This is a genomic window from Paenibacillus aurantius (genome assembly GCF_032268605.1).
Classification (GTDB): domain Bacteria; phylum Bacillota; class Bacilli; order Paenibacillales; family NBRC-103111; genus Paenibacillus_AO; species Paenibacillus_AO aurantius.
Map to the genome: position 1 here is coordinate 746,385 of NZ_CP130318.1, position 22,763 is coordinate 769,147.

General features: G+C 56.7%; 22 protein-coding genes. 16 read left to right on the forward strand and 6 right to left on the reverse strand.

Annotation, left to right across the window (positions count from 1 at the left end; all coding sequences use genetic code 11):
• Position 1: 1 nt before the first annotated feature.
• Positions 2–820, forward strand: a complete 819-nt coding sequence (locus MJA45_RS03760) for a YhfC family intramembrane metalloprotease (RefSeq protein WP_315605955.1) — start codon at positions 2–4, stop codon at positions 818–820.
• Positions 821–888: 68 nt separating this feature from the next.
• Here MJA45_RS03760 and MJA45_RS03765 read toward each other — a convergent pair whose 3' ends face one another.
• From MJA45_RS03765 to MJA45_RS03775, 3 genes are all read right to left on the reverse strand, one after another.
• The gene (locus tag MJA45_RS03765) at positions 889–1,371 is read right to left on the reverse strand and encodes a DUF3995 domain-containing protein (RefSeq protein ID WP_315605956.1); all 483 of its coding nucleotides are present in this window, start codon (positions 1,369–1,371) and stop codon (positions 889–891) included.
• A 285-nt stretch (positions 1,372–1,656) separates the two neighbouring features.
• The gene (locus MJA45_RS03770; RefSeq protein ID WP_315605957.1) at positions 1,657–2,163 is read right to left on the reverse strand and encodes a FixH family protein; all 507 of its coding nucleotides are present in this window, start codon (positions 2,161–2,163) and stop codon (positions 1,657–1,659) included.
• A 106-nt stretch (positions 2,164–2,269) separates the two neighbouring features.
• A complete protein-coding gene (locus MJA45_RS03775; RefSeq protein WP_315605958.1) occupies positions 2,270–2,719 on the reverse strand; it encodes a hypothetical protein in 450 nt (149 codons plus the stop codon).
• Positions 2,720–3,175: 456 nt separating this feature from the next.
• Here MJA45_RS03775 and MJA45_RS03780 point away from each other — a divergent pair, with 456 nt between their 5' ends.
• From MJA45_RS03780 to MJA45_RS03790, 3 genes are all read left to right on the forward strand, one after another.
• Complete coding sequence (locus tag MJA45_RS03780; RefSeq protein ID WP_315605959.1) at positions 3,176–3,628, forward strand: MarR family winged helix-turn-helix transcriptional regulator; 453 nt, start codon at positions 3,176–3,178, stop codon at positions 3,626–3,628.
• Between the two features lie 135 nt (positions 3,629–3,763).
• Positions 3,764–4,534, forward strand: a complete 771-nt coding sequence (locus MJA45_RS03785) for a methyltransferase domain-containing protein (protein ID WP_315605960.1) — start codon at positions 3,764–3,766, stop codon at positions 4,532–4,534.
• Positions 4,535–4,692: 158 nt separating this feature from the next.
• The gene (locus tag MJA45_RS03790) at positions 4,693–5,109 is read left to right on the forward strand and encodes a hypothetical protein (protein ID WP_315605961.1); all 417 of its coding nucleotides are present in this window, start codon (positions 4,693–4,695) and stop codon (positions 5,107–5,109) included.
• A 165-nt stretch (positions 5,110–5,274) separates the two neighbouring features.
• Here MJA45_RS03790 and MJA45_RS03795 read toward each other — a convergent pair whose 3' ends face one another.
• The gene (locus MJA45_RS03795) at positions 5,275–5,688 is read right to left on the reverse strand and encodes a pyridoxamine 5'-phosphate oxidase family protein (protein WP_315605962.1); all 414 of its coding nucleotides are present in this window, start codon (positions 5,686–5,688) and stop codon (positions 5,275–5,277) included.
• A gap of 212 nt (positions 5,689–5,900) precedes the next feature.
• Between MJA45_RS03795 and MJA45_RS03800 the strand changes: the two genes are divergently transcribed.
• The 8 genes from MJA45_RS03800 to MJA45_RS03835 all read left to right on the forward strand — a co-directional run bounded on the left by MJA45_RS03800 (position 5,901) and on the right by MJA45_RS03835 (position 16,647).
• Positions 5,901–6,563: a Bax inhibitor-1/YccA family protein gene (locus tag MJA45_RS03800; protein WP_315605963.1), complete on the forward strand. Its 663-nt coding sequence runs from the start codon at positions 5,901–5,903 to the stop codon at positions 6,561–6,563.
• Positions 6,564–6,734: 171 nt separating this feature from the next.
• A complete protein-coding gene (locus tag MJA45_RS03805) occupies positions 6,735–7,061 on the forward strand; it encodes a PadR family transcriptional regulator (RefSeq protein WP_315607928.1) in 327 nt (108 codons plus the stop codon).
• Complete coding sequence (locus MJA45_RS03810; protein WP_315605964.1) at positions 7,058–7,405, forward strand: DUF1048 domain-containing protein; 348 nt, start codon at positions 7,058–7,060, stop codon at positions 7,403–7,405. The genes MJA45_RS03805 and MJA45_RS03810 overlap by 4 nt, the downstream gene beginning before the upstream one ends.
• A gap of 13 nt (positions 7,406–7,418) precedes the next feature.
• Positions 7,419–7,769, forward strand: coding sequence for a DUF1048 domain-containing protein (locus MJA45_RS03815; protein WP_315605965.1), 351 nt, complete (start codon positions 7,419–7,421; stop codon positions 7,767–7,769).
• A 15-nt stretch (positions 7,770–7,784) separates the two neighbouring features.
• Positions 7,785–8,543 carry an ABC transporter ATP-binding protein gene (locus tag MJA45_RS03820; RefSeq protein WP_315605966.1) on the forward strand — a complete coding sequence of 253 codons (759 nt, stop codon included), beginning with the start codon at positions 7,785–7,787 and terminating at the stop codon, positions 8,541–8,543.
• Entirely contained in the window at positions 8,544–9,314 is a 771-nt protein-coding gene (locus tag MJA45_RS03825) for an ABC transporter permease (RefSeq protein WP_315605967.1), read from the forward strand.
• Between the two features lie 336 nt (positions 9,315–9,650).
• On the forward strand, positions 9,651–16,418 hold the full coding sequence (locus MJA45_RS03830; protein ID WP_315605968.1) for an OmpL47-type beta-barrel domain-containing protein: 6,768 nt from the start codon (positions 9,651–9,653) through the stop codon (positions 16,416–16,418).
• Between the two features lie 76 nt (positions 16,419–16,494).
• Positions 16,495–16,647, forward strand: a complete 153-nt coding sequence (locus MJA45_RS03835) for a paeninodin family lasso peptide (protein ID WP_315605969.1) — start codon at positions 16,495–16,497, stop codon at positions 16,645–16,647.
• 234 nt (positions 16,648–16,881) lie between these two features.
• Here MJA45_RS03835 and MJA45_RS03840 read toward each other — a convergent pair whose 3' ends face one another.
• Together MJA45_RS03840 and MJA45_RS03845 are read right to left on the reverse strand one after the other, a co-directional pair.
• Complete coding sequence (locus tag MJA45_RS03840; RefSeq protein ID WP_315605970.1) at positions 16,882–17,427, reverse strand: hypothetical protein; 546 nt, start codon at positions 17,425–17,427, stop codon at positions 16,882–16,884.
• Positions 17,428–17,585: 158 nt separating this feature from the next.
• Complete coding sequence (locus tag MJA45_RS03845) at positions 17,586–18,326, reverse strand: aminotransferase (protein WP_315605971.1); 741 nt, start codon at positions 18,324–18,326, stop codon at positions 17,586–17,588.
• Between the two features lie 413 nt (positions 18,327–18,739).
• Between MJA45_RS03845 and MJA45_RS03850 the strand changes: the two genes are divergently transcribed.
• The 4 genes from MJA45_RS03850 (at position 18,740) to rlmD (ending at position 22,749) form a co-directional block, all read left to right on the forward strand.
• The gene (locus MJA45_RS03850; protein ID WP_315605972.1) at positions 18,740–19,030 is read left to right on the forward strand and encodes a YerC/YecD family TrpR-related protein; all 291 of its coding nucleotides are present in this window, start codon (positions 18,740–18,742) and stop codon (positions 19,028–19,030) included.
• A gap of 195 nt (positions 19,031–19,225) precedes the next feature.
• Positions 19,226–20,077: a sirohydrochlorin chelatase gene (locus MJA45_RS03855; RefSeq protein WP_315605973.1), complete on the forward strand. Its 852-nt coding sequence runs from the start codon at positions 19,226–19,228 to the stop codon at positions 20,075–20,077.
• Complete coding sequence (locus tag MJA45_RS03860; protein WP_315605974.1) at positions 20,056–21,042, forward strand: diacylglycerol kinase; 987 nt, start codon at positions 20,056–20,058, stop codon at positions 21,040–21,042. The genes MJA45_RS03855 and MJA45_RS03860 overlap by 22 nt, the downstream gene beginning before the upstream one ends.
• A gap of 21 nt (positions 21,043–21,063) precedes the next feature.
• On the forward strand, positions 21,064–22,749 hold the full coding sequence (gene rlmD, locus MJA45_RS03865; RefSeq protein WP_315605975.1) for a 23S rRNA (uracil(1939)-C(5))-methyltransferase RlmD: 1,686 nt from the start codon (positions 21,064–21,066) through the stop codon (positions 22,747–22,749).
• Positions 22,750–22,763 lie beyond the last annotated feature (14 nt).

Below are 22,763 nucleotides of genomic sequence, written 5' to 3' on the forward strand. Positions count from 1 at the left end.
CATGGTGCCAACGTCTGCTTTTGCCGGAATGATTGTCCAGGGAGTTCTGGCCGTCCTTATTCCTTTGATCGCCATTCTCTACTACTACCGCAAAGAAAAATTCTCCTTCGTCCCCTTCGCGGTAGGGGCCGCCGTCTTCCTCGTCTTCTCCCAAGTGCTGGAGAAGCTGCTTCATTTGTATGTCATGACCGGCAACCCCGTGACGATGGAATGGTTGAAAGCCCCGCTCGTGCTCGCCGTGTACGGCGCTTTGGCCGCCGCTCTCTTCGAGGAGGGCGGGCGGTGGATCGGCATGAAGCTTCTCATGCCCCGGAGAAGAGAGTGGAAAGACGGCCTGTCGTTCGGCCTCGGCCACGGTGGGATCGAGGCGCTGCTCATCAGCGGGCTGGCGAGCGTCCAGTACCTGCTGTATGCCACGCTGCTCAACAACGGAACGTTTGATGAGGTGCTCGGGAGCAAGCTCCCGGCCGAAGCGGCCACCCAGCTGAAAACGGCACTCACGGACAGCGGCTTTGGCCTGTACCTCGTCGGCGGACTGGAACGGATTCCCGCTCTCTTCCTCCAGATCGCCATGTCGCTCATGGTGCTGTATGCCGTCCGTTCGGGCCGCCTAGCCATGCTGCTGTGGGCCATTGTCCTTCATGCCGGCGTGGATTTCTTCCCGGGCTTGTACCAGGCGAAGGTTCTCCCGCTGTGGCTGGTCGAGATTCTGGTCTGGCTCACCCTGCCGCTCTCGCTGTATCTGATCCGGAGATCCCGTGTCTGGTTCGGGGAAGCGGAGCGCCGCCCGGACGCTTCTTTTACCGGAGTCGGCCGGTAGGCAGAAGAATCTAGCGTGCCTATAAGAACAGCGGCAGCCTGGACCGGTTAAGTCCTGGGCTGCCGCTTTTATTGTTTAGGGATTATTAGGTTCTGACTCGCCCGCCGGCCGGAAAAGAAATAGAACAGGCCGCCCGCCATCCAGAACGGCTCCCAGAAGAAGATCCGCCACCACGCCGAGTAACGGTCGACGGGCAAGTCCAGCACGCCGGCCAGGGCGAGCAGCACGGCCGCGAAGTTGAGCAGCCCGTAAAGAAACAGGAAAATTCCCCCGATCATGGCGGCGAAGCGGAGCGCTGTGGGAAGGAACCGGATGGTCCAACGGATCTCCAGAGCGATTAAGACAAGCGCTCCGGCCACCTTAGCCGCTCCCGTCAACCATACGACAAGGATAAAGCTGTCGTCCCTCAAGACGGCTTGCCTCGAGATTTCCGGTCCGAGCGTCTCGACACCAAGCGAGCCGCCACCCGCCCAATAAAAGCTCATACAGGCGAACAGCAAGGACCAAACGACCCCGCAAACAACCGGCCATCGTTTTCGCCGAACGGACATGTCAACCCAACCTTTCCCTCTAGAGACCTCATCCATAGATTACCACATCCCCCAAAGGCCGGGAACGGATAAAAGAAGGAAGCGCAGGCCGTCATGATCGTTCTGTTAGCACTCTGCACAAGGCTGCCGGCACCCAGTGCCGTTGGAGCTGGTCTGTAGCGTACGTTCTCGCAGCTCGCAATTGGTGTTTTAGCACAACTTTATGAATGATAATTACCGATTCACAAGGTGTGCAAAAATAAAAAATCCCACTTGATAGTGGGAGAAAGCGGCATAAGATAAAGCTCATAAAGTCTTTCCATGATCATGGGTGGCACTCAACTCATGTTGACTGCCAGCAATCGTTTCAACTGGCGAATCTTGTGTCGTTGCGGAAGCGGATGGTTCCTTCGTAGCAGTAACCGTGAAAGGGATCTTTTCCATGGTGTGGAGATTACGTGCCGACACATGGTAATAGACGAAGTACGATCCCGGTTCAGTGATGGCCTGCGTAGCGATGTAGAGTCCATCCTTTTGGAAAGTGGCAGGTAGCATCATATGAGGCTCCTGCCCCTCTTTCCACCATTCAAATATGACTTCGCTTGCGTCATCCACTGGTTTACCATCCTGGGTAACGGTTACCGCAAAAGTAACGTTGTCTCTGGCAGCAGGTTGACTCGGTTCGAGCGTGAATGTGGCTTCGACTGGTGTAGAAGATGGATGAGCTGTTTGTTGAAGATTTTGACTATATGCGGTCATGGCAAGGAGAAATAGTAGGCACGGCAGCATGTACATCAAGCGTTTCAATTCCATCTAGAATCATTCCCTTTCTGTTTCCTGCGGTCAATGGTAATGGTCAAAAATTCAATGCCGCTTCCCATCAGATTCTATGCAATGGCAAAGGCATCCTCTCCACTTGTTACATGAATATCGGTGCGAGCAGAAAGGCTGCAATAAAAAAATCCAAAATAGTGCACCATTCCGCATACCACCGCCAGACCATCTTGTTGCTCAGAAAATGAGCAAAGTCCCAGACCGCATGGCCGATATAACCTGCCGCAAGCAGGATCAGTCCCGTTTCTCTGTCGACATACAGAGACACTAACGCGATAATGCTGAAAAACAGTAATGCGGCCGCCTGTATCAAGATGGTACGAACCCCGCGGAGATGACCGCGAATTGCGCCTGCAATCGGGTAGACAAGCGCGATGAGAATCAGGATAAATGACATGGGATCCGTCGAAGCAGGGAGCCCTGTTGCGGCCATAGCTAACGCCAATAACGAGGGCCATCGTTTCAGCAATTGTATGCCTGTAAACTTCAATCTTCCTCTTTCTTTGACATCTTCGTCTTTTCTGGTCAATTCCATGGCAATCACTCCTCGTTTTCTTTTGCACACCAAAAATAACACAATGCAATTCCTTTTTACGTCTATCTGCGGTTGATTTTTTATTTAGCGTCTATATCGATCGATTGATGAGCAAGACGGATTCATCTGTTATGATGAAGTAAACCACCCGAAAGAAAGATTGAAAAATGAATAAAAACATATTTCGATGTGGCTTTGCGCTTTCTACGCCCCCGGGATTTTCTTCATCTTGATAACCATTCCAGCCAGTCATGGCTATTGTATTCTCGGAAAAGCCGCATTCGTGAGAAAGAATTCGTGAGAAAGAGCGAGTATTCCGGAGAAAAACCTTTTCTCATAGAGGAAGGTTAGTGATAATCACGATTTTCCAAATTCAAGCTAGAAGCACTATGCGTAATGGGCATAATTAGTGTATGATACATATGTTGTATAGATCACGTTTAAGGGGTGGTTGTTATGAAAGATGAATATTACTTTGAGCTTAGATCAAGCGTACAAAACTTTGTAAAGTTATTTGGACTACTCGAAACCAACGCTACCCCCTGTGGCTACCCTCTTTCTGTATCCCAGGTTTACGCATTACAAGAATTAGAATCTAACCAACTGTCCATTACAGAACTGGCCTCAAAACTAGAGCTGGAAAGAAGTTCGGTAAGCAGGCTCGTTGATGATCTAGTTAAGGGGGGATTTGTAAATCGTGACATAAATGCAGCTAATCGTAGAGAAGTAATTTTGTATTTATCTGAAAAAGGAAATAAGTCCATTCAACAAGTCAGGCAGCGGTCGGTAGATTTTTTTCGTAGCCTAGTGGAGGAATTTTCGGATGAAGATAAGGAACTTATTCTCGGAGGATTTAATAAGCTTACACTCGCCTTATCTCGTTATAGGAGGAATCAAAATGATAAGTAAAAGGGGACAAACGCTAACCAATCTATCGTCTTTCGTTCTTGCATTTTTAGCATCTTCTCATCATTGGTTACACATGGGCATACTGGCTCTATTAGGTGGATCAACTAATATGATGGCTACAATGTCAACTGTCTTTTGGATAAGAAGAACTATGATCATTTTGACCTTAATAATGGTTGTTATTTCGATTTACCGTTTGTTCAAACACAAGTGCAAGGAGCCTTGGACAATAGCATTTTCAATTATTTCAACAGTTGTATCATTGGGGTTTATCTTTTACACATTAAACCAATTCGGTTGGTAAAAAGGTGGGTTATTATGGAATTTCAAAAAGATCTGTCTCATCTAGGATGGGAAGAGGTGAGAAATCGCCAGCTACAACGAATGTCGTTAGTCTCCGAATGGGCTTCAATTGCCGGTATCAAAGAAGGCAGTACCTTACTTGATATCGGACCTGGCCCCGGAGCCTTTTTGAATGAATACGCCAGTTTGGTCGGAACAAACGGTAAAGTCATAGCTCTTGAAAAATCAAAAGAAGCTATTGATTATTTTTTAAAGACCTCAAACCAGCCTAATGTTATAACTGTATGCTGGAATGCAGAGCAACCCTACAATACTGAAATTCATGATATTGATGTGATTACACTTACCGATGTGCTTCACCATGCAGAGTCAATTCTTGACATCCTCAAGAATGTACGCACTCTTTCCAATGTAAAAACGCGCATATTAATTTCTAAATTTGACCCTGAAACTCAAGGCGCGTTCGGCCCTCCATTAACTAGCAGAATCCCAATAAGTCAACTCAAATCTGCTATCCTAAGTATCGGATTTGAAGTATGTAGGGAAGGGAAACAAGATTTTGAGCATTATTACTTGCTTTTAAAAACAGAGCCATCAACCTAATAGCTCTGCCCCTGCTAAAATGTCCATGAAAATCAAGGGCTTTTTCATTTTTTGTAAGTTTGCTAAAATTGGATGGAAAATTTATGGGTTACGTGACAGGGGGGATGAAAATGAGAGCAGGTCAGAGGACGGCGCCCGTTTCTAGATCTTTAGGCTATTTGCTTATTATGCTGGGCATAGCCGTCTTTTTAATGAAGGTTTTCTCAAGTGATAGTAACGAGCCTGCCTTGTTTTACATCGGGGGTTCTGATGAATCGGTCCGTAAGGAGCCATCCGAGAAAAGCGTGCTGGGCTTTTCCGTTTCGTTTGACAACCCGACGAACCATTCTTTTACGATTGACCAAGTGGTGCCCCTGCTGAATGAGAGAGGGAAGCGGATCGTCTTGGGCGAGGTGGAGAGTATTCAGCAAGAGAAAAGATTACAAGCAGGCAAGAAAGTGGAATACAGCGGGGAAATCGATATCCGGACCAGTGACCTGACGGAAGAAGAGATTCATGATATGCTCCCCCTCCTAGAGGGCTACCGAATCATTCTGAACCAGGGAGAGGAAATCATTCTGCGGACCAAGCATTGAAGAACTCCGCCAATCCGCCCCATGTGGTGAGTCTGTCAGGGCGGGAAGAGCAGCCACCTAAGCCCAGCCCCAAAAAAAGGGTATCCCTGAGCCGCTTTCATGGCTTTCGGGACACCCTCTTGAGGAGCTTTTTGTTATAGCGCTAACCATCCGCTTCCACGCTGCCTAAGCCTCCCACACCTGCACGTTCATGTCCTTCGCGAATGCAATGCGGGACGGCTTCACCTCGAGAATGACATAGTCCGGATCGTCCGGTCCTTCGAACCACGGCTTCAGCCAATCGTTCCACACCTTATGGCGCAGGGAGTCATCCTTCGTAACGGTCGCGGTAGCCTCGATCTGCAGGAACTCGTCCGGCTTGTCGTCCTTCAGCTCCGTAAGAATATGCACGTGAGGGTTGTCGTCGAGCTCCTCCACCTTGTGGGACTTGCGGTTGGTGGCCAGGTAGATCGTCAGCCCGTCATGATAAACGGTCATATACCGGACATGAGGCTTGCCGCCTTCCACCGTCGCGAACGAACAGAAGCGGGTGTTGTCGAGCATGCTTGAAATATGCTTTTCCAATTGGTTTCTCTCCATGGGTCAAGCTCCCTTCTATAATATACTCATAGGTTAATTACCCGGAACGCCTTTTGACGAACCGCCGCCCGGTTAACAAAATGCCCCAGATCCGACCGAAAAGAACCTTACCTTTTCCACCCCTGCGAGCCTTACCCAGCCGGAAAACCGCAGGCATAGTTCGTCCCCCCGGTATGATATACTAAAAGTATAACCAGAAAGGTGGGAAACCCATGAACCTGCAGCAAAGCGAGAAAGCGGCCGATTGGGAAAGGGAGTACAACTCCTCGTTTCATAAGCTGCTCCGCATGTTTACGCTTTCGATCCTGATCTCGTTTCTTGGTACGCTGGCAGGCACCCAGGTGCCTCCCGCGCTGATCCTGCCGCTCATCGTCGTGGAGTTCATCATGCTGATCTCCGCCATGTTCATCCGGCGCCGGAAGAAGTCCATCGGCTACCTGTTTACGTACGCCTTCTGTTTCATCAGCGGAATCACGCTTTATCCGACGATCGCCTACTACGCCTCCACCGGTGGAGCGGGGATCGTGACCTCGGCGTTCGTGGTGACGACGGTTGTTTTTGCCGGCTTGACCCTGTATGCCTACTTGAGTAAGAGGGACTTCACCTTCCTCGGGGGCTTTCTCATGATCGGGCTCTTGACCTTGGTGGGCTTCAGCCTGGTGGGGATGTTCACCGGTGGTTTCGGGGGCACGCTCGGCCTGACGCTCGCCTTCTTCGGAGTCGTCATTTTCTCCGGCTACATCCTGTACGACATCTCGCAGTACAAGCACGGGCTGACGGAAGAGATGATCCCGCTTGCCGTGCTCAACCTGTATTTGGATTTCATCAACCTGTTTTTGTCGCTGCTGCGTCTGTTCGGGCTTTCCCGGGACTAGGAAGGCAGGAGACCCATAGAGAAGCTGTCCGCTTTGGCGGATGGCTTTTTTGCTGTGGGAGAGGCCAATGGGGATGGAAAATAATTCTTTGACAGATGTGGTACTACGTGTTACTATATAGCAGTAGTAAGTGATACTGAATATCAGTCATACAGAATAGAGGTGGTTGTGCTGGAAGACCTGACGGAATTGCTCAAAGGCGTGCTGGAGGGCTGTGTCCTTGAAATTATTAACCGCAATGAAACCTACGGCTACGAAATCACGCGGCGGCTGAACGCCCTCGGCTTCACCGATGTGGTGGAGGGAACGGTGTACACCATCTTGATCCGGCTTGAAAAAAACAAGCTGGTGGAGGTCACGAAGAGACCCTCCGACATGGGACCGCCGCGGAAGTTTTTCGCGATTAACGACGCCGGGCGTGAGGAGCTGCAGAAGTTCTGGAGAAAATGGGAGTTCGTATCCTCCAAAATTAACGAGCTAAAGGAGACCGAATCATGAATTTTTGGGAAAGAATCACCGGGAGCGACATGACCAAAGAATTTAAGACGTTTGAATCACGAGTCAAAAAGCTGCCGGCCGAATATCAGGCCGCATGGGAGGAAATTAACGTCAATCTTTGGGCGCACGCCGATTTTACCGGCCGCAACCTCATACCCATTCTTGACGGTGTGCTTGGCCTGCTCGAAGAATCGGCGGCGGACGGTCAACGTGTCCAAGAGGTTCTGGGGGACGATATCAAAGGCTTCTGTTCCGCGCTGGCCGGCGAAGAAGGCGCCAAGTCTGTCCGCGACAAGTGGCGCGAGCAGCTCAATACTACGATCGCGAAAAAGTTAGGTAAATAGGAGGAGGATTACTATGAACATCCGCGATATCATCGAAGGCAAAAGAGAATGGCGGGCACACGTGGCGCGTGTCAAAGCGCTTCCGCAGGATTATCAGATTGTCTACAAAGAGATTCAAAAATATCTCTTTAAGGTGGGCCCTGTAGAGCTGAACGAAGGAACGGGGCTGCTTTCGGGGATTGTCGATCTTTTTGAAGAAGGTGCGGCCTCGGGAAAGGGCGTGCTCGAAGTGACGGGCCGTGACGTAGCGGCATTCGCTGACGAGCTGATCAAAGATTCCAAAACGCACACGGACAACTGGCAGGAATCGGTTGGCAAAGAAACCCGCAAGGCCATCAAAAAAGTCACGGATAACCAAAAGTAGGAGGGGAACAACGGGATGGAAAAAGCCATTATGGTGAAAGGTCTGCAAAAGTCCTACAAACAGCATCATGTTCTGAAGGGCGTGGATTTCGAGGTGAGCAAGGGCAGCATTTTCGCCCTGCTCGGCTCCAACGGCGCGGGCAAGACGACGGTTGTCAAAATCCTCAGCACTCTCCTTAAGCCGGACAGCGGAACCGTTACCGTAAACGGATTTGACGTCGCGTCAAAGCCCGGCCAGGTGCGGCAGTCGATCAGCCTGACCGGGCAGTTTGCGGCGGTAGACGAGATCTTGACCGGGCGGGAAAATCTCATCATGATCGCCAGGCTGCGCCACCTCGCCAATCCGCGTCAAGTGGCGGACGATTTGCTGAAACGTTTCGGCTTGACGGACGCGGCCGACCGCAAGCCATCCACTTATTCGGGTGGGATGCGCCGCAGGCTCGACATCGCCTTGAGCCTGGTGGGAAGCCCGCCGGTCCTATTCCTCGATGAGCCCACCACCGGGCTTGACCCCGAGGCACGGATCGAAGTCTGGAAGATCGTAAAGGAGCTGGCCGACGGCGGGACGACGGTATTCCTGACCACGCAGTATTTGGAGGAAGCCGAGCAGCTTGCCGGTCAGATAGCCATTCTGCACGAGGGCCGGATTATTGCGAGCGGCACGCTCGCCGAGTTGAAGCAGCTGTTCCCGAAAGCACAGGTGGAGTACGTGGAGAAGCAGCCGACCTTGGAGGAAATCTTCCTTGCCATCATCGGTCATAAGGAGGCCATGTAAATGGAGACGTCAAAAAATCATTTCTTCGGCGACATGAGCGTTATGCTTGGACGCTCCATGCGCCATATTTTCCGCAGCCTGGATACCATCCTTACGGTCTGCATCACTCCGATTGCCATGATGCTGCTATTCGTTTATGTGTTCGGCGGCGCCATCCAGACCGGCACGGATAACTATGTGAACTACCTGCTTCCCGGCATTCTGCTTATGGCTATTGCGAGCGGGGTGGCCTACGTGGCTTACCGCCTGTTTATGGATAAGCAGAAGGGCATCATGGAGCGATTCCACTCCATGCCGATTGCGCGTTCCGCCGTCCTGTGGGGGCATGTGCTGACCTCGGTGGTTTCCAACGTCATGACCATTGTCATCATCGTTCTCGTCGCGCTTCTTATGGGCTTTCGTTCGTCGGCCGGGGTCCTGTCTTGGCTTGCCGCAGCCGGTATCCTCGTGCTGTTTACACTGGCGTTGACTTGGATCGCGGCCATTGCCGGACTGTCCGCCAAAACGATCGAAGGGGCAAGCGCCTTTTCCTATCCGTTAATCTTCCTGCCCTTCATCTCCTCCGCCTTTGTGCCGACCGAGACCATGCCGTCCGTCGTACGCGCCTTTGCCGAGAACCAGCCGGTGACGTCGATAGTCGAGACCCTCCGGGCCCTGCTGTCCGGTCAGCCGGCAGGCCATGAGATCTGGATCGCTCTAGCATGGTGCTTGGGCATCATGATCGTCGCCTATCTGTTCGCGATGCGCGCTTACAACCGGAAAGCAGCTTAATGATTTGCTAAAGCGGTACCTTGGCCAACTGTCCGCAGTTGGTCTTTTTCTTTTTCCCGGATAAAAGGTAGGACAAAAGTCTTGTAAAATAATTGGTAAAAAAACTGCTCCGGCATATTGTCGAAAGGCGATGTTCGTTATAAAATCATAATGTCGTTCTTCATTAAGAACAACAGATGGGCAGGCAGGCGAACGATTCATCCTCATTCCCCTGATTCAGCGCCAGGAAAAGACAGGAGGTGGCCGCCACGAAACGCAGGGGTTAAATAGTCTAGGGTTGCATAAGGTTAAGCGGTTTATCTAACAAACTGCCATAAGGCAGGGAGGATGGAAGAGTTGAGAAAGACGTTAATCGGATTGTTGATTATGGTGGTTCTCCTGGCGGGCTTCCCGCTTTCGAAAGCACAGGCGTTCCACCAGTTTGTGGTGTGGACGTACGATTACGAGGCGTTCCGCACCTTCGGGGCGAACCAGGAAATCCGGATCTACGAGGGAGCCATGGAGTACGTGGCCGCCTGCCCCGAGGAGGGGACGGAAGATTTTCTGATGCCCTGGACGGACATCTATATTGTGCCCGCCGGCAGTGTGACCGAGGCGGGACAGGAGCTTGAGGATGCCGGCGGAGGCAAGCCGAACTCCGTCATGGCGATGACGGCGAGCGGGGTGTTCATCTCCGAGCCGATCGGGTATACGGCTCCTGTGGGTAAGATCGGACCCGGGAAATATGACCTGGTGTTCGACGAATGCCAGGACGGGAAATACAACCCTTTCGTCGATAAAATCATTAAGAATTCATTCGAGGTGGATTATTCCAGCTCGGACCCCATTCCTCCCTTGGATTTGACGAAGCTGAAGGAGGATGCGGGCAAGGCCGCCGAACGGTGGGAGAAATACAAGGAGTACATGGAGAAGCTCTTTGCGCTCGCCAAAGCCGCCGATGAAAACCGGAATCCGAATGAGAAGTTTGTGGATTTCCTTATGAGGAGCGGCTTGACGGATCCCCGTAAGGGCACCTTGATCCAGATGGCGAACCAGGCTAAGCATTACGAGGGAATCGCCGACGATCCGCCGGATCCGAATTACCAGCAGGTGACGCCGCTTGGCAGCCGGCCGGCCTTCGACTTCCTGAGCAACGATCCGCTCGATATCGCCGAAGCAGCGGTCGGCACGGCCGCCGGGACGGAGCAGGCCATCAACCAGGCGCTCCTGACCTCGCTCGAGCGCTACCAGGGAGCGGACGCCGCGTCTCACGGTCAGTGGGCGCTCTCTCATGTGCGGGCGATCCAGAAGTATGCGAATCTTCTCGACGCCCAGCTTACGCGCACCAACGCGGCCATGACCCAGCTGTTCCAGGCGCTGGCCGCCGATAAGCGGCCGCTTGACGCGACGGCAGCCGCCCTCGAGCAGCTGCGGAGCCGGATCGTCAGCACGGGCTTCACGGCGGAGGAGCTCACCCGGCTGAGAAGCCTCGGCTACAGCGATGAGGAGATCGAGCAGGTGAGGGCCGGGCTTGCGGCTAAAAATTATGTTTTCACCAAAGCGGACTTTATTAATTTCCAATCCGATTTTAAGAACGATAACGGCCAGTTCGGCGCGGATCTCTATTCTTACGCCGGCTCGTTCATCGCCAACCTGATCGAGACGCTGAAGGAGGATCCCTCCATTCCGGACAAAGATCCGGTTGTCAGCGCAGGCGGACCGTACAGCGGAACCGAAGGTAACGCGATTTACTTTAACGCGACGGCGTCCGGCCCTTCGTCCATCTTGAAGTACGAGTGGGATCTCGACGGAGACGGGAGCTTCAATGATGGGACGGGATCGAACGTCACCTTCACCTACACGCAGCCGTTCCGCGGACTGGCGGGAGTGAAGGTGACGGACAGCGAAGGCTTCAGCCAGGTCGCGTACTCCCCCGTGGAGATTAGCGAGGCGAACAAACGGCCGGTTCTGACCGCCTACTCGCCGTCCTTCCTCTATGCGGACGGACTTGTCGGCGAACCTCTTGCCTTTCAGGTAACGGCGGCGGATCCGGAAGGACAGCCGGTCACGGTTCAATGGTATGCGGACGGAGCGCCGGCTGGTACGGGTGCCGCGTATTCGTATACCCCATCCACAGCGGGAATTCATATCGTGGAGGCGGAAGCGTCGGACGGTAATCCGTTAGGCGGAACGGTGAGGATCGGCTGGATGGTGACCGCCCGTGTTCCGCTGCCGGCCGCCGTGCAGCTATCCCAAACGGCACCTGCGGAAGAAGTGGGCAAAGTGCATGCCTTCACCGCATCCGTCACGGATGAGGAAGGAAAGCCGGTGGCGGGCCTGCCGGTTACGGCGGTGATCACGGGTGCGAACCCGACGACGCTTAGCGCGGTCACCGGCTCCGACGGCAAAGCGGGCTTCACGTACACCGGAAGCACGGCCGGAGAGGATACGATCACCGCTTCGGCGGGAGGAATCTCTTCGACACCGCTCAAGCTTCAATGGACGCCGCGGGATACGACGCCTCCCTCTACCACGGCGGCCCTTACTCCAGCCGTCCCTGACGGGGAGAGCGGGACGTATGCTTCCAGCGTGACCGTGAAGCTTACGGCCGTGGACAACGCATCCGGCGTGGCGAAAACGGAATACCGGATCAACGGGGGAGTATGGAAGGCATACTCCGATCCGTTTACGATTGCCGCGAACGGAACGTATGCGGTGGATTACCGCAGCACGGACGCGGCCGGCAATGTGGAGGCCGGGCAGAACGTAAGCTTTACGATCCAGCTTCCGCCGGAAGTCCAGGATACAGTTCCTCCCGTCACGACGATCGTGCTGGATCCGGCAGGGCCGCAAGGCAGCAACGGCTGGTACACCTCGGCGGTGTCCTTCCGCCTCTCGGCAACGGACGACCGGGCCGGCGTGGCGAGAACGGAATACCGGATCGACGGCGGGGCTTGGACGGAGTATGCCGGGGCGGCAGCCGTAACCGGGGAAGGCCCCCATGCCGTGGAGTACCGGAGTATCGACCATGCCGGGAACCGCGAAGCCGTTCTAACGGCCGCTTTCCGGATCGATACCGGCCTGCCCGTCGTGACAGCCGCCTTTACGCCGGCCGATCCGAACGGGACGAACGGCTGGTACACGACGCCGGTTTCCGCGGCCCTCACCGCCTCCGACCCGGTCTCCGGGATCGCTTCAGTCGAGTACCGCATCGATGGCGGAGCGTGGACGTCCTACGTCAGTCCGGTTGCTTATGCGGAAGACGGCAGCCATACGCTGGGCTACCGCGCGGCGGATAAGGCGGGCCATGTCTCCGAGGGCCAATCGAGCCTCCGGATCGACCAGACGAAGCCGGTGACTGCGGCAAACATCAGTCCGGCTCCCGACAGCCCGGGCGGCCTGTATTCGTCCGACGTTTCGGTCAGCCTGTCGGTTTCCGACAGCGGCTCCGGCCCGGCGTCTACGGAATACCGGGTGAACGGGGGAGGCTGGACCCCCTACGGCAGCGTGATTTCGTTAACCGCGAGCGGCTCCTACCTGGTGGAATACCGGAGTACGGACCAGGCGGGGAACCGGGAGGAGCCCCAATCCGTCTCGGTCGAGATCGACAAGAACAGAGCGCCTCAGGCTTTCTTCAACCCGTCGCCAAGCTGGCGGAATGCGGCGCTTCTCGAGTCGGGGGCGGCCGTCGTAGCGGTGTCCAGTCAATACGACGGGTATCACACTCCGCAGGCCATGCTGGATTACTCGGCGGAACCCTGGTACCCGTGGGCCACATCGGGCATCAACAACCAGTGGGTCCGTTTCAGCCTGGCGGGCGGCCAAACGTACCTCATCGACCGGGTACAGGTCATGCCCCGGATCGACTATGCCGATCAGCGGGTGAAGGATTTTGAGATCGCGGTTTCCCTGGACGATAAAGAATACACGACGGTGCTTCGGGCAACGACCGCGAACAACGGGACGCTGCAGGAATTTATGCTGCCGAAGCCGGTTCTCGCCAAGTATGTGAAATACAGTCCGCTGTCCCGGCACGGGGCGGCCACCGTCATTTCGACGCAGCAGCTTAAGGTGATGAGCGGGCAGGAAGGCGGAGCCACGGTCACCTTCCAGAACCTGTCCACCGACCCCGACGACGATATTTCGGCCTGGAGCTGGGATTTTGGCGACGGAACGAGCAGCACCGAGAAGGCACCGACCCATACGTTCCCGGGTCCGGGAGAGTATACGGTCAAGCTGACCGCCACCGATGCCACGGGCAAGACCGGAAGCTTCTCGCTGAAGCAGACGGTCTTCGCGCCGGCGGAGCCGGGCTATACCTTCACTCCCGCCGTTCCGAATGAAGCGCAGGCCGTGACCTTCACGGACACGACCGCTGTTCCGGGTGGAGGCAAGGTCGTTAAACGGGTGTGGGATTTCGGCGACGGTACGGCGAAGGAAACACGCAAAACGGGCGAGCCGGCCGTCGGCCATACGTTTGCGGACAACGGGACGTATTCGGTGACCCTGGAGGCGACGGATGACCGGGGACTGGTCTCCCAAGCCATAAAGACGATCACCGTGAACAACGTGAGCCCGTCCATCGGCGCTATGGCGAACCAGTGGGCCGCGAACGGGCAGCGGGTTGCTTTCAGTCCCGTCATCACCGACCCGGGACGTGATTCACGCACATGCCTGTGGGATTTCGGGGATGGGACCACGTCCACCACGTGCTCCTTCAGCCATACGTACCCGATTGTGGCCGACGGGGCGCCGGATGTTACCTATACGGCCACGCTGACGGTGACCGATGATGACGGCGGAAGCACCCAATCGTCCCTTAAAGTAACGGCTTACGCGCCTTATCTCTACCCGGGATCCGCCATTTCGGCCAATGATCTGTTCTATACCCGGCACTGCACAGCGCCGAATGTGCGCAAAGTGGAGTTCAGCTATGACGGCGCGAATCAGTTTACCTTGAAGACGCCGGCCACCATTACCTCCACGGCCAAGGCGGACGGACTGATTTTTGCTCCGGACGGGGATTTGCTGGTCGGCGGCGCGAACTATCTGTACAAGGTCAACCCGCAAACGGGAGCGACCCTTCAAGCCTCGCCTAACGGCGGGACGGTGTATCACCTGGCCCTCGACAAGAGCGGAACGAAGGTATGGGCGAGCGGCATTCCGGGCGTCCTGATCGACTTCCCGCTCGAGCCGTTCGGCAAAGGAACCTATCATTCGATCAAGGGCGATGAGGATTACATCACCTCCATTGCTTTCGACAGCGTGGGGAACGCCTATTACACGAGCAGCGGCGCCGGCGGTAACGGAACCTTTGGGACGATCGATCTCGATACCTTCACGACCAAGAGACTCATGAAAGACATTCCTGGGGCACACGGCATGTTCTATGACGTGTACACGGGGGACCTGATTCTGGTGGGGGATGACCAGATCGCCCAGATCAATCCGGAAACGCGTACGCTGGTTTCGGAGCGTATTTTCCCGGGCCGGATTTTTGACCAGGGCGCGGCGGACGGCAAAGGGCATATCCTTGTCGCCGACAACAACGGCTATCTTCTGTTCCTGGATTATTCGTATTCGAAGCTGGTCGGCGACCGGCACAATTATGCCACGACGCCTTATGTGGAGTCCTGTCTCGATGACGTAGCGCCTCTATCCGGCTTCGGATCCGCTCCTCCGGCCCAGGTTCTGCTTAACCCGGCCGCGGCCGAACGGGAGGTTGGGGCGACGCATGAGCTTTCCGCAACGGTAAAGGATGCCAAAGGAAACACCATGGCGGGAATGCCTCTCACCCTGGAAGTAACTGGCGCCAACCCCGGCGTATACACGGCCGTCACGGGGACGGATGGCACGGCGGTGTTCCGCTATACGGGGAATAACGCCGGAGACGATACCCTAATCGCCCGAACGGTCAAAATCCAGTCCGATCCCGCAGCGGTCAAATGGCTGCCGGCGGACAAAACGCCGCCTGTCACGGAAGCCGCGGTCAATCCGGCTGCACCTAACGGGACGAACGGCTGGTATGTGACCGGCGCCTCCGTCACCTTAACCGCAACCGATAACAGCTCGGGAGTGGTCAAGACGGAGTACCGGATCAACAGCGGCAGCTGGGCGGATTACCAGGGCCCGATTCCGGTAACAGCGGAGGGAACGACGACCGTCGGGTTCCGCAGCACGGACAAGAAAGGGAACGTCGAGGAAGAGAAATCCGTCTCCGTCAAGCTGGACAAAGGCAAACCGGCAACCACTGCGGTTCTGAATCCGGCGGCACCGGACGGGGCGAACGGGGAATACACCACGAATGTGAGCGTGACCCTGACTGCCTTCGACAGCCTCTCCGGCATCGCAACAACGGAATACCGGATGAACGGAGGCAGCTGGTCCCTCTATACCGGACCGGTCACCGTTTCGGAGAACGGAGCGTACGCCTTCGACTACCGGAGCACGGATCAAGCGGGGAATAAGGAGGATACACAATCCAAATCCTTCAAGATCGCCAAGACGCCGGTCGTTCTCGATACGACTCCTCCGGTGACGACGGCTGTCTATTCCCCATCTTCACCTAACGGAACGGACGGCTGGTACACGACCGACATTACCATTACGTTCACGGCGACGGATGATTTAAGCGGCGTGGCCAAGACGGAATACCGGATCAACGGCGGGGCCTGGAGCCTGTTCAGCGGGCCGGTGGCCTTGACGGAGAACGGGATCTACACCGTAGACTACCGCAGCACGGACCTTGCAGGGAACCAGGAGGCCGTGAAGACGGCCGGGTTCAAGCTGGATAAGACGCCGAAACCGCCGGCCGATACGGTCGCGCCGGTGACGAAGTATCATTTTGACCCGATCTATGCGGTATCCAGCAAAGGGGTCCGGTACGTCAAGGGGTATAACGTATCCCTGCAGGCGACCGACAACACGGGAGGCTCTGGAGTCAAGAGCATCCAATACCGCATCAACGGCGGAGCGTGGAAGACCTATACCGGAACGTTCGTCATCTATGCCGGGGAAACCCACACGGTGGAGTACTTCAGTACCGACCTGACCGGAAACACGGAGAGCCCGATGAACAAAATGGACTTTGACCGGGGTACCTTCACTGGTGCAGGAGCCTATTGATCATTTTGAGGGAACAGAAGGAAATAAAGGCCTGGGGAAAGACTGACTCCCCGGGCCGAACAGGAGGTGAACCGCGATGGAAACACGGGATACAGGACGGAACGAGCAGGGCAGAAGGGTTTGGCAGAAGCCGGAGCTGGAAGTGCTGAACGTAAAATACACGGCCTATTGGAGCTTCGAGATCGGGCCGGACGGCTTTCCCATTAACGTTTGGGTGGACGAAAGCTGAATACGGAATGTGGCGAATGGATAGCCTGTGCCTTTTCCGGTAACTCTGTTGGAACGAGGCCTCCTTATAGGCAGTTAACTCAACAGGGAAGAAGAATTCCATTTACAGATAAGGCACCAGGCATAAAGGCGGATAAGGCATCAGGCACAAAAAAGGGCCGGCGGGAGTTCCAAACTCCTTGCCGGTCCTCTTCTTTGGTGTGGGTCCGCTAAGATCCGTATGGGTCGTTGCCGGTCAGTTACCCGTCAGCTTCCACGCCGTCGGGTCCTGGTACCCTTCCCACAGCAGATCCCCGTTATGAAAATCATACATGAGCATATGCTTCTTATCGCCCTGCTCCTGCACATACCAGATGACCTTGTTGGAGGTGTAATCGTAGGCGGTCGGATAGATATACCGGATCTGATCCTCGGCAATGCCCTTCTCCTTCACCTTCGCTACAATGCTTTCCTTCGTCACGCCTTCTTTGTACAGGGCGCTTCCGAAGACCTTGATCGACTTGTCCTTGACAGCGAGCCAAACGGCTTTGGGATTCCCCTCCGCGTCGAAACCGTCGACCATCAGGAATTCCGGTCCGCCGGACCGCGTCTTCTCTATTTTGCTGGCGCTTGCCAGCAGCTTTTTATCCAGCACATAGGCTCTGGCCTCGCTCTCCGAAGGGAGCGTCAGCACCGTCTGCGTATCGTTGCGCATCCCGCCCAGAATGAGCAGGTAGACGAGCAGCCCGGTCACGCCGAGAATGGCGAGCAGAATCAGTGTGGCTTTCATTTTAATATTCATGGTTGACCCCCTAAAGCATATCCATCCTCCATTGTAGCAAAAGGACGCCGAACCGCACAACGAAATCCCGATAGGGTTTGTGGCGATTCGTTGACTTTGAGGAGAGGAGGATAACGCCAAAAAGGCCTCCGCGAACGGAGACCTTGCTTGCGTGCCGGCTACCGCCGGGTGCGTTTGCGCGTCCGGGTTAACGGCCGGGAGGCGCCGGTCTTGCGCCGGGCCGGAGCTTTCTTCGTCTTGCTCTTGCGGCGTCTGCGCTTGCCGGTGCCCGTGGTGCTGCCGCCTTCCTTCACAGCGGCTTTCGCCCCGAAGGAGCCCATGAGCAGCTTCAGCATCGGACCGAACTGCTGCACGTTCTGCACGACCTTCTGAACCTTGCCCATCGTGTTGATGATGCCGTCGATCCCGCCCATGCGGTCGACCATTGTTTTGAGCTGGGCCATGTTGAAGCCGCTGCCGCCCGCTCCGCCTGCACCGGCTCCCCCGCCGGGGATAAGCCCTGTGCCCGCTCCGGCACCCGGTGCGCCGCCTCCGAAGAACCCTCCGCCCGGCGCGCCTCCGCCGCCAAAGAAGCCGCCACCCGGCGCTCCACCTCCGCCGAAGAAGCCACCGCCTGGAGCTCCGCCTCCGCCTCCGAGGAAGCCGCCACCTGGGGCTCCCCCGCTTCCGAAGAAGCCGCCACCTGGGGCTCCCCCGCTTCCGAAGAAGCCGCCGCCTGGTGCACCACCTCCGCCGAAGAAGCCACCACCTGAAGCTCCGCCTCCACTGCCGAAGAATCCGCCCCCGGGAGCACCGCCCCCGCCTCCTCCAAAGAACCCGCCGCCTGAACCGGGGGCTAACGCGCGCGTTTGAGCCCTAGCCGGGATGACCTCGGTGTAGGGGGTCTGCGGGGTATACACTGCTGGTAAGTTAGGTTTCACTGGATTCACGATCCTTTTTTAATTATAATCTATGTGTTAGTCTATGTGGTGGGCGGAAGGTTGGTATGGACGATAGCCCGCATTCCCCAAAAAGGGACCGGCATCCGCCTGGGGCGAGTCCCGCTTCATCTGCATCACCCGACGCTTCCCGGTATTCCTTCCTGCTTTATATAGCGGGGAAGCGGTAAGAAGCGGAGGGACAGACGCCTACGTGGGGCTTTGGACTTTTGCTTGTATGGCGGTGGAAGCGCAGTGGTATGGGGAAGGAATTTAGTGCGCTAACGCTGAAAAATTTTACCGTCATGAACTTCTAAAGCAGGGATTGACGGCGCGGATGTCGAAAAAGAGAACAAACCATCTAATTCATCAAGCCAATCCGGGAGGATTCTTTCATGCAGTTAAAGAAACTTAACGATAAAGCGATCGACCAGCTGTTCGAAGCGATTCTGACGTTGAAGGACATCGAGGAGTGCTACGTGTTCTTCGACGACCTGTGCACAGTGAACGAGATCCAGTCGCTGTCCCAGCGGCTCGAGGTGGCGCGGATGCTCCGCAAGGGCAACACGTACAACCAGATCGAAGCGGAGACGGGAGCGAGCACGGCAACCATTTCCCGCGTCAAACGGTGCCTGAACTACGGCAATGACGGCTACAGCCTCACGCTGGAGCGCCTCGGCCGTTAGACAGCCTCGGACTAGGAATCATAAGTTTGCAAAGAGCTGGGCTCAAGGAGGCTTCCGGACGATCGGCGGGGGCTTTCGCCGCCTGGCTTTTTCTGGTGTCCGGGCGTGCGGCTTGCCCCTCAAAACATTGACAATAGGCCTTCGGATGGGTAGCATGAATAATAGAAGAAACACGCAACCCGGGAGAGATGAACGATGCAGAAATACGGGCTTCTGGTCATCAGCCACGGGTCGCGCAGCGCGGAATGGGTCGGCTTGGTCGACGACGCGGTGGCGGCGGTCCGGATGCCGGAGGACGTTCCGGTGTCCTCTTCTTTTCTCGAAATTGTAGAAGGCCGCCTGATCCAGGACGGCATAGACGAATTAGAGCGGCAGGGCGTAACCGATTTGGTGGTCGTCCCGCTTTTTGTTTCCTCGGGCAGTACGCACATCGATGAGATCGCCTACGCGCTCGGGGTCCAGCCGGAGCCGTCTCTCGAGACGGACCTGGAGCCTTTCCGGATCGAAGCGCGCGTCCACTTCGCCTCGCCGATCGACGACGATCCCGACGTGGCCCGCATGCTGTACGCCAACCTCGCGGAGCTGTCGGCGGATCCGGCGAAGGAAGCCGTCCTGCTCGTCGGCCACGGCAGCAAGGAGAAGGGCTTCCACCGCCGCTGGCGGGAGGGCCTCCGGAAGCTCGCGGAGCGGCTGAAGGAGCAGGGAGGCTTCGCGGAGGCCGGGACGGCGATGCTGCTGCCCGACCAGCTGGCCTGTCAAATACGATCGATGCGGAAGCGCAAGCCGGACCTGGCCGTGATTGTGTCGCCGCTTTTTTTGAGTGAAGGGTATTTCACGAAGACCGTGATCCCTTCCCGTCTGGAAGGGCTGGAGTACCGGTACAACGGCCGGGCGCTCCTGCCGAACCCTCTCGTGTCGCGGTGGATCGAGAAGCAGGCGGCGGCTTTCCTGCCGCACGCTGCGCTCCCATCCGAAGAGCAGGGGACCGGAGCCCTTCCTAATAATGAGATACGGGTGATTAACGAATGGCCAAACGTGCAAGACTGATATACAACCCGACCTCGGGGCGCGAGGAAATGAAGAAGCGCCTGTCGGAGGTGCTCGCCCGCCTGGAGCGGGGCGGACTCGAAACGTCCACCCACGCGACCATCGGGGAAGGCGATGCGACCTTGGCCGCGGCGGAAGCCGTCGAGCGGGGCTTCGACATCGTCATCGCCGCCGGCGGCGACGGGACGCTCTATGAGGTCATCAACGGCCTGGCGGGGAAGCCGCACCGGCCGATGCTGGGCATTCTTCCTCTCGGGACGACGAACGATTTTGCCCGGGCTCTCGGCATTCCGAAGAACTGGGAGGCGGCGTGCGACCTCATCATCAAGCAGCACACGAAGGAGATCGACGTCGGCAAGGTGAACCAGAAGTACTTCATCAACATCGCCGGGGGCGGGTCGCTGACCGAGCTTACCTACGAGGTGCCGAGCAAGCTCAAGACCATGCTGGGGCAGATGGCCTATTATATGAAGGGACTCGAGAAGCTGCCCCGTCTGCGCCCGATCGAGGTGTTCATCAAGGCGAAGGAGATCGAGTTCGAGGGCGAGATCATGCTCTTCCTGGTGACGAACAGCAATTCCGTCGGCGGCTTCGAGAAGCTCGCCCCGGACGCCAGCATGAGCGACGGGCGGCTCGATGTGTTCATCCTGAAGAAGTGCAACCTCGCGGAGTTCATCCGCCTCGTTTCCGCCACCATGCGCGGCGAGCATATGGGCGACCCGAACCTGATCCATTTCTCCACGAGCCATGTCGAGATCACCTCGCGGGACTATGTCCAGCTTAACCTGGACGGAGAGTTCGGCGGCACGCTGCCGTGCACCATCTCGGTGCTGCCGTGCCACCTGGATATTATCATCGACGAGTCGGGCCATTCCACGTACAAGCCGGTCAAGAAGACGCTGATCCAGACGCTCGGCTTCAACCAGGAAGCGCCCAGCGCGACGTATACCCGCAACGAAAATTAACCAACGGAGTTGTGACCATAGATGAACAGACAGAAGCGGCCCGCCCCCCGCGGGGAGGGCCGGAAACCGGCAGGAGCCCGTCGCTCGGGAGAGGCCGGCGGGAGCCGGGCTTATGAAGCCGGCCTGCCGGTGAAGAAGAACGAAGACTACGAAGCGGACATTATCGGGTTGGGACACGACGGAGAAGGGGTAGGCCGGGTTAACGGCTTTACCCTTTTTATACATGGGGCCCTGCCGGGTGAGCGCGTGCGCGTGAAGGTCGTGAAGTTGAAAAAGCAGTACGGCTACGGCAAGCTCCTCGAGGTGCTCGAGGCCAGCCCCGACCGCAGCGCGCCCCCTTGCCCGATCTACAGCCAGTGCGGCGGCTGCCAGCTGCAGCACCTGAGCTACGAGGCCCAGCTGAAGTGGAAGCGGCAGAGCGTCATCGACAGCCTGGAGCGGATCGGGAAGCTGGTGGTTTGCTGTAGCGGCAGAGGCGCGGATGTGCTGGTGGGGGAAGCGGATTTGGTTGGTGGTAGTGAGGACGCTGAGGCAGGTGGAGAAGAAGATAGGGCTGGAAAGACGGCCGGAAAGACAGATGGAGAGGCAGCAGGCCCTAGGGCTCGGGAACATTCGGTTTCCGTTGAAGTCACTGGGGCCGGAGTAAACGGGGACCCTTCCGAACGCGGCATCGTGGTCCACCCGACCATTGGTATGGACGAGCCTTGGCGCTACCGCAACAAGGCCCAGGTTCCATTCGGCTGGGCGGAAGGCGGCCTCGTCGGGGGTTTCTATGCCCAGGGCAGCCACCGGATCGTCGACATGGACAGCTGCCTCATCCAGCATGAGGCCAACGATGATGTCGTGCGCAAGGTGAAGGAAATCGGCCGCAAGCTCGGTATTACCGCGTATGACGAAGCCTCACACGAAGGCCTGCTGCGGCACGTGGTCGTCAAGTTCGGCTTCCGCACGGGCGACGTCATGGTCGTCCTCGTCACCAACGGGAACAAGGTTCCTCACTTGGACGAATGGGTGCGCGAGATCCGCGAAGCCGTGCCGGGCGTGAAGAGCATCTGCCACAACGTCAATACGAAACGGACGAACGTTATTTTCGGGGACTCAACAACAGTCCTGTGGGGCGATGAGTTCATCTACGACTACATCGGCGACGTGAAATTCGCCATCTCGGCCCGTTCCTTCTACCAGGTCAACCCGGTCCAGACCGAGGTGCTGTACCGCACCGCCCTGGACTACGCGGCTTTGACCGGCAGCGAGAATGTCATCGACGCCTACTGCGGCATCGGAACGATCTCGCTCTTCCTCGCACGCCACGCGAAGCAGGTCCGCGGCGTCGAGATCGTCGCCGAAGCCATCGCCGACGCCCGCCGCAACGCCGCGCTGAATGGTATCGCCAACGTCGACTTCGCCGTCGGCAAAGCCGAGGAAGTCATCCCGGCCTGGCGCGCCGAAGAGGGCCTCGCCCCCGACATCATCGTCGTCGACCCGCCGCGCAAAGGCTGCGACCCGGCGCTGCTCGAGACGATTATCGAGATGCAACCGCGGCGCGTGGTGTACGTGTCGTGCAACCCGGCCACGCTGGCGAGGGATTTGAGGGTGCTGGAGGATGGAGGGTACCGCACGGTGGAGGTTCAGCCGGTGGATATGTTTCCGCATACGGTGCATGTGGAGTCGGTGGCTTTGTTGGTGAGGGATGGTGTAGAGAGCTAAGAATGTAGTAGTGG

What these genes read in the sequence shown, in the direction of transcription:
- MJA45_RS03760 (WP_315605955.1), top strand. Translation starts at nt 2, where the DNA reads ATGGTGCCAACGTCTGCTTTTGCCGGAATGATTGTCCAGGGAGTTCTG.
- MJA45_RS03765 (WP_315605956.1), bottom strand. Translation starts at nt 1,371, where the DNA reads ATGTCCGTTCGGCGAAAACGATGGCCGGTTGTTTGCGGGGTCGTTTGG.
- MJA45_RS03770 (WP_315605957.1), bottom strand. Translation starts at nt 2,163, where the DNA reads ATGGAATTGAAACGCTTGATGTACATGCTGCCGTGCCTACTATTTCTC.
- MJA45_RS03775 (WP_315605958.1), bottom strand. Translation starts at nt 2,719, where the DNA reads ATGGAATTGACCAGAAAAGACGAAGATGTCAAAGAAAGAGGAAGATTG.
- MJA45_RS03780 (WP_315605959.1), top strand. Translation starts at nt 3,176, where the DNA reads ATGAAAGATGAATATTACTTTGAGCTTAGATCAAGCGTACAAAACTTT.
- MJA45_RS03795 (WP_315605962.1), bottom strand. Translation starts at nt 5,688, where the DNA reads ATGGAGAGAAACCAATTGGAAAAGCATATTTCAAGCATGCTCGACAAC.
- MJA45_RS03800 (WP_315605963.1), top strand. Translation starts at nt 5,901, where the DNA reads ATGAACCTGCAGCAAAGCGAGAAAGCGGCCGATTGGGAAAGGGAGTAC.
- MJA45_RS03810 (WP_315605964.1), top strand. Translation starts at nt 7,058, where the DNA reads ATGAATTTTTGGGAAAGAATCACCGGGAGCGACATGACCAAAGAATTT.
- MJA45_RS03815 (WP_315605965.1), top strand. Translation starts at nt 7,419, where the DNA reads ATGAACATCCGCGATATCATCGAAGGCAAAAGAGAATGGCGGGCACAC.
- MJA45_RS03820 (WP_315605966.1), top strand. Translation starts at nt 7,785, where the DNA reads ATGGAAAAAGCCATTATGGTGAAAGGTCTGCAAAAGTCCTACAAACAG.
- MJA45_RS03825 (WP_315605967.1), top strand. Translation starts at nt 8,544, where the DNA reads ATGGAGACGTCAAAAAATCATTTCTTCGGCGACATGAGCGTTATGCTT.
- MJA45_RS03835 (WP_315605969.1), top strand. Translation starts at nt 16,495, where the DNA reads ATGGAAACACGGGATACAGGACGGAACGAGCAGGGCAGAAGGGTTTGG.
- MJA45_RS03840 (WP_315605970.1), bottom strand. Translation starts at nt 17,427, where the DNA reads ATGAATATTAAAATGAAAGCCACACTGATTCTGCTCGCCATTCTCGGC.
- MJA45_RS03850 (WP_315605972.1), top strand. Translation starts at nt 18,740, where the DNA reads ATGCAGTTAAAGAAACTTAACGATAAAGCGATCGACCAGCTGTTCGAA.
- MJA45_RS03855 (WP_315605973.1), top strand. Translation starts at nt 19,226, where the DNA reads ATGCAGAAATACGGGCTTCTGGTCATCAGCCACGGGTCGCGCAGCGCG.
- MJA45_RS03860 (WP_315605974.1), top strand. Translation starts at nt 20,056, where the DNA reads ATGGCCAAACGTGCAAGACTGATATACAACCCGACCTCGGGGCGCGAG.
- rlmD (WP_315605975.1), top strand. Translation starts at nt 21,064, where the DNA reads ATGAACAGACAGAAGCGGCCCGCCCCCCGCGGGGAGGGCCGGAAACCG.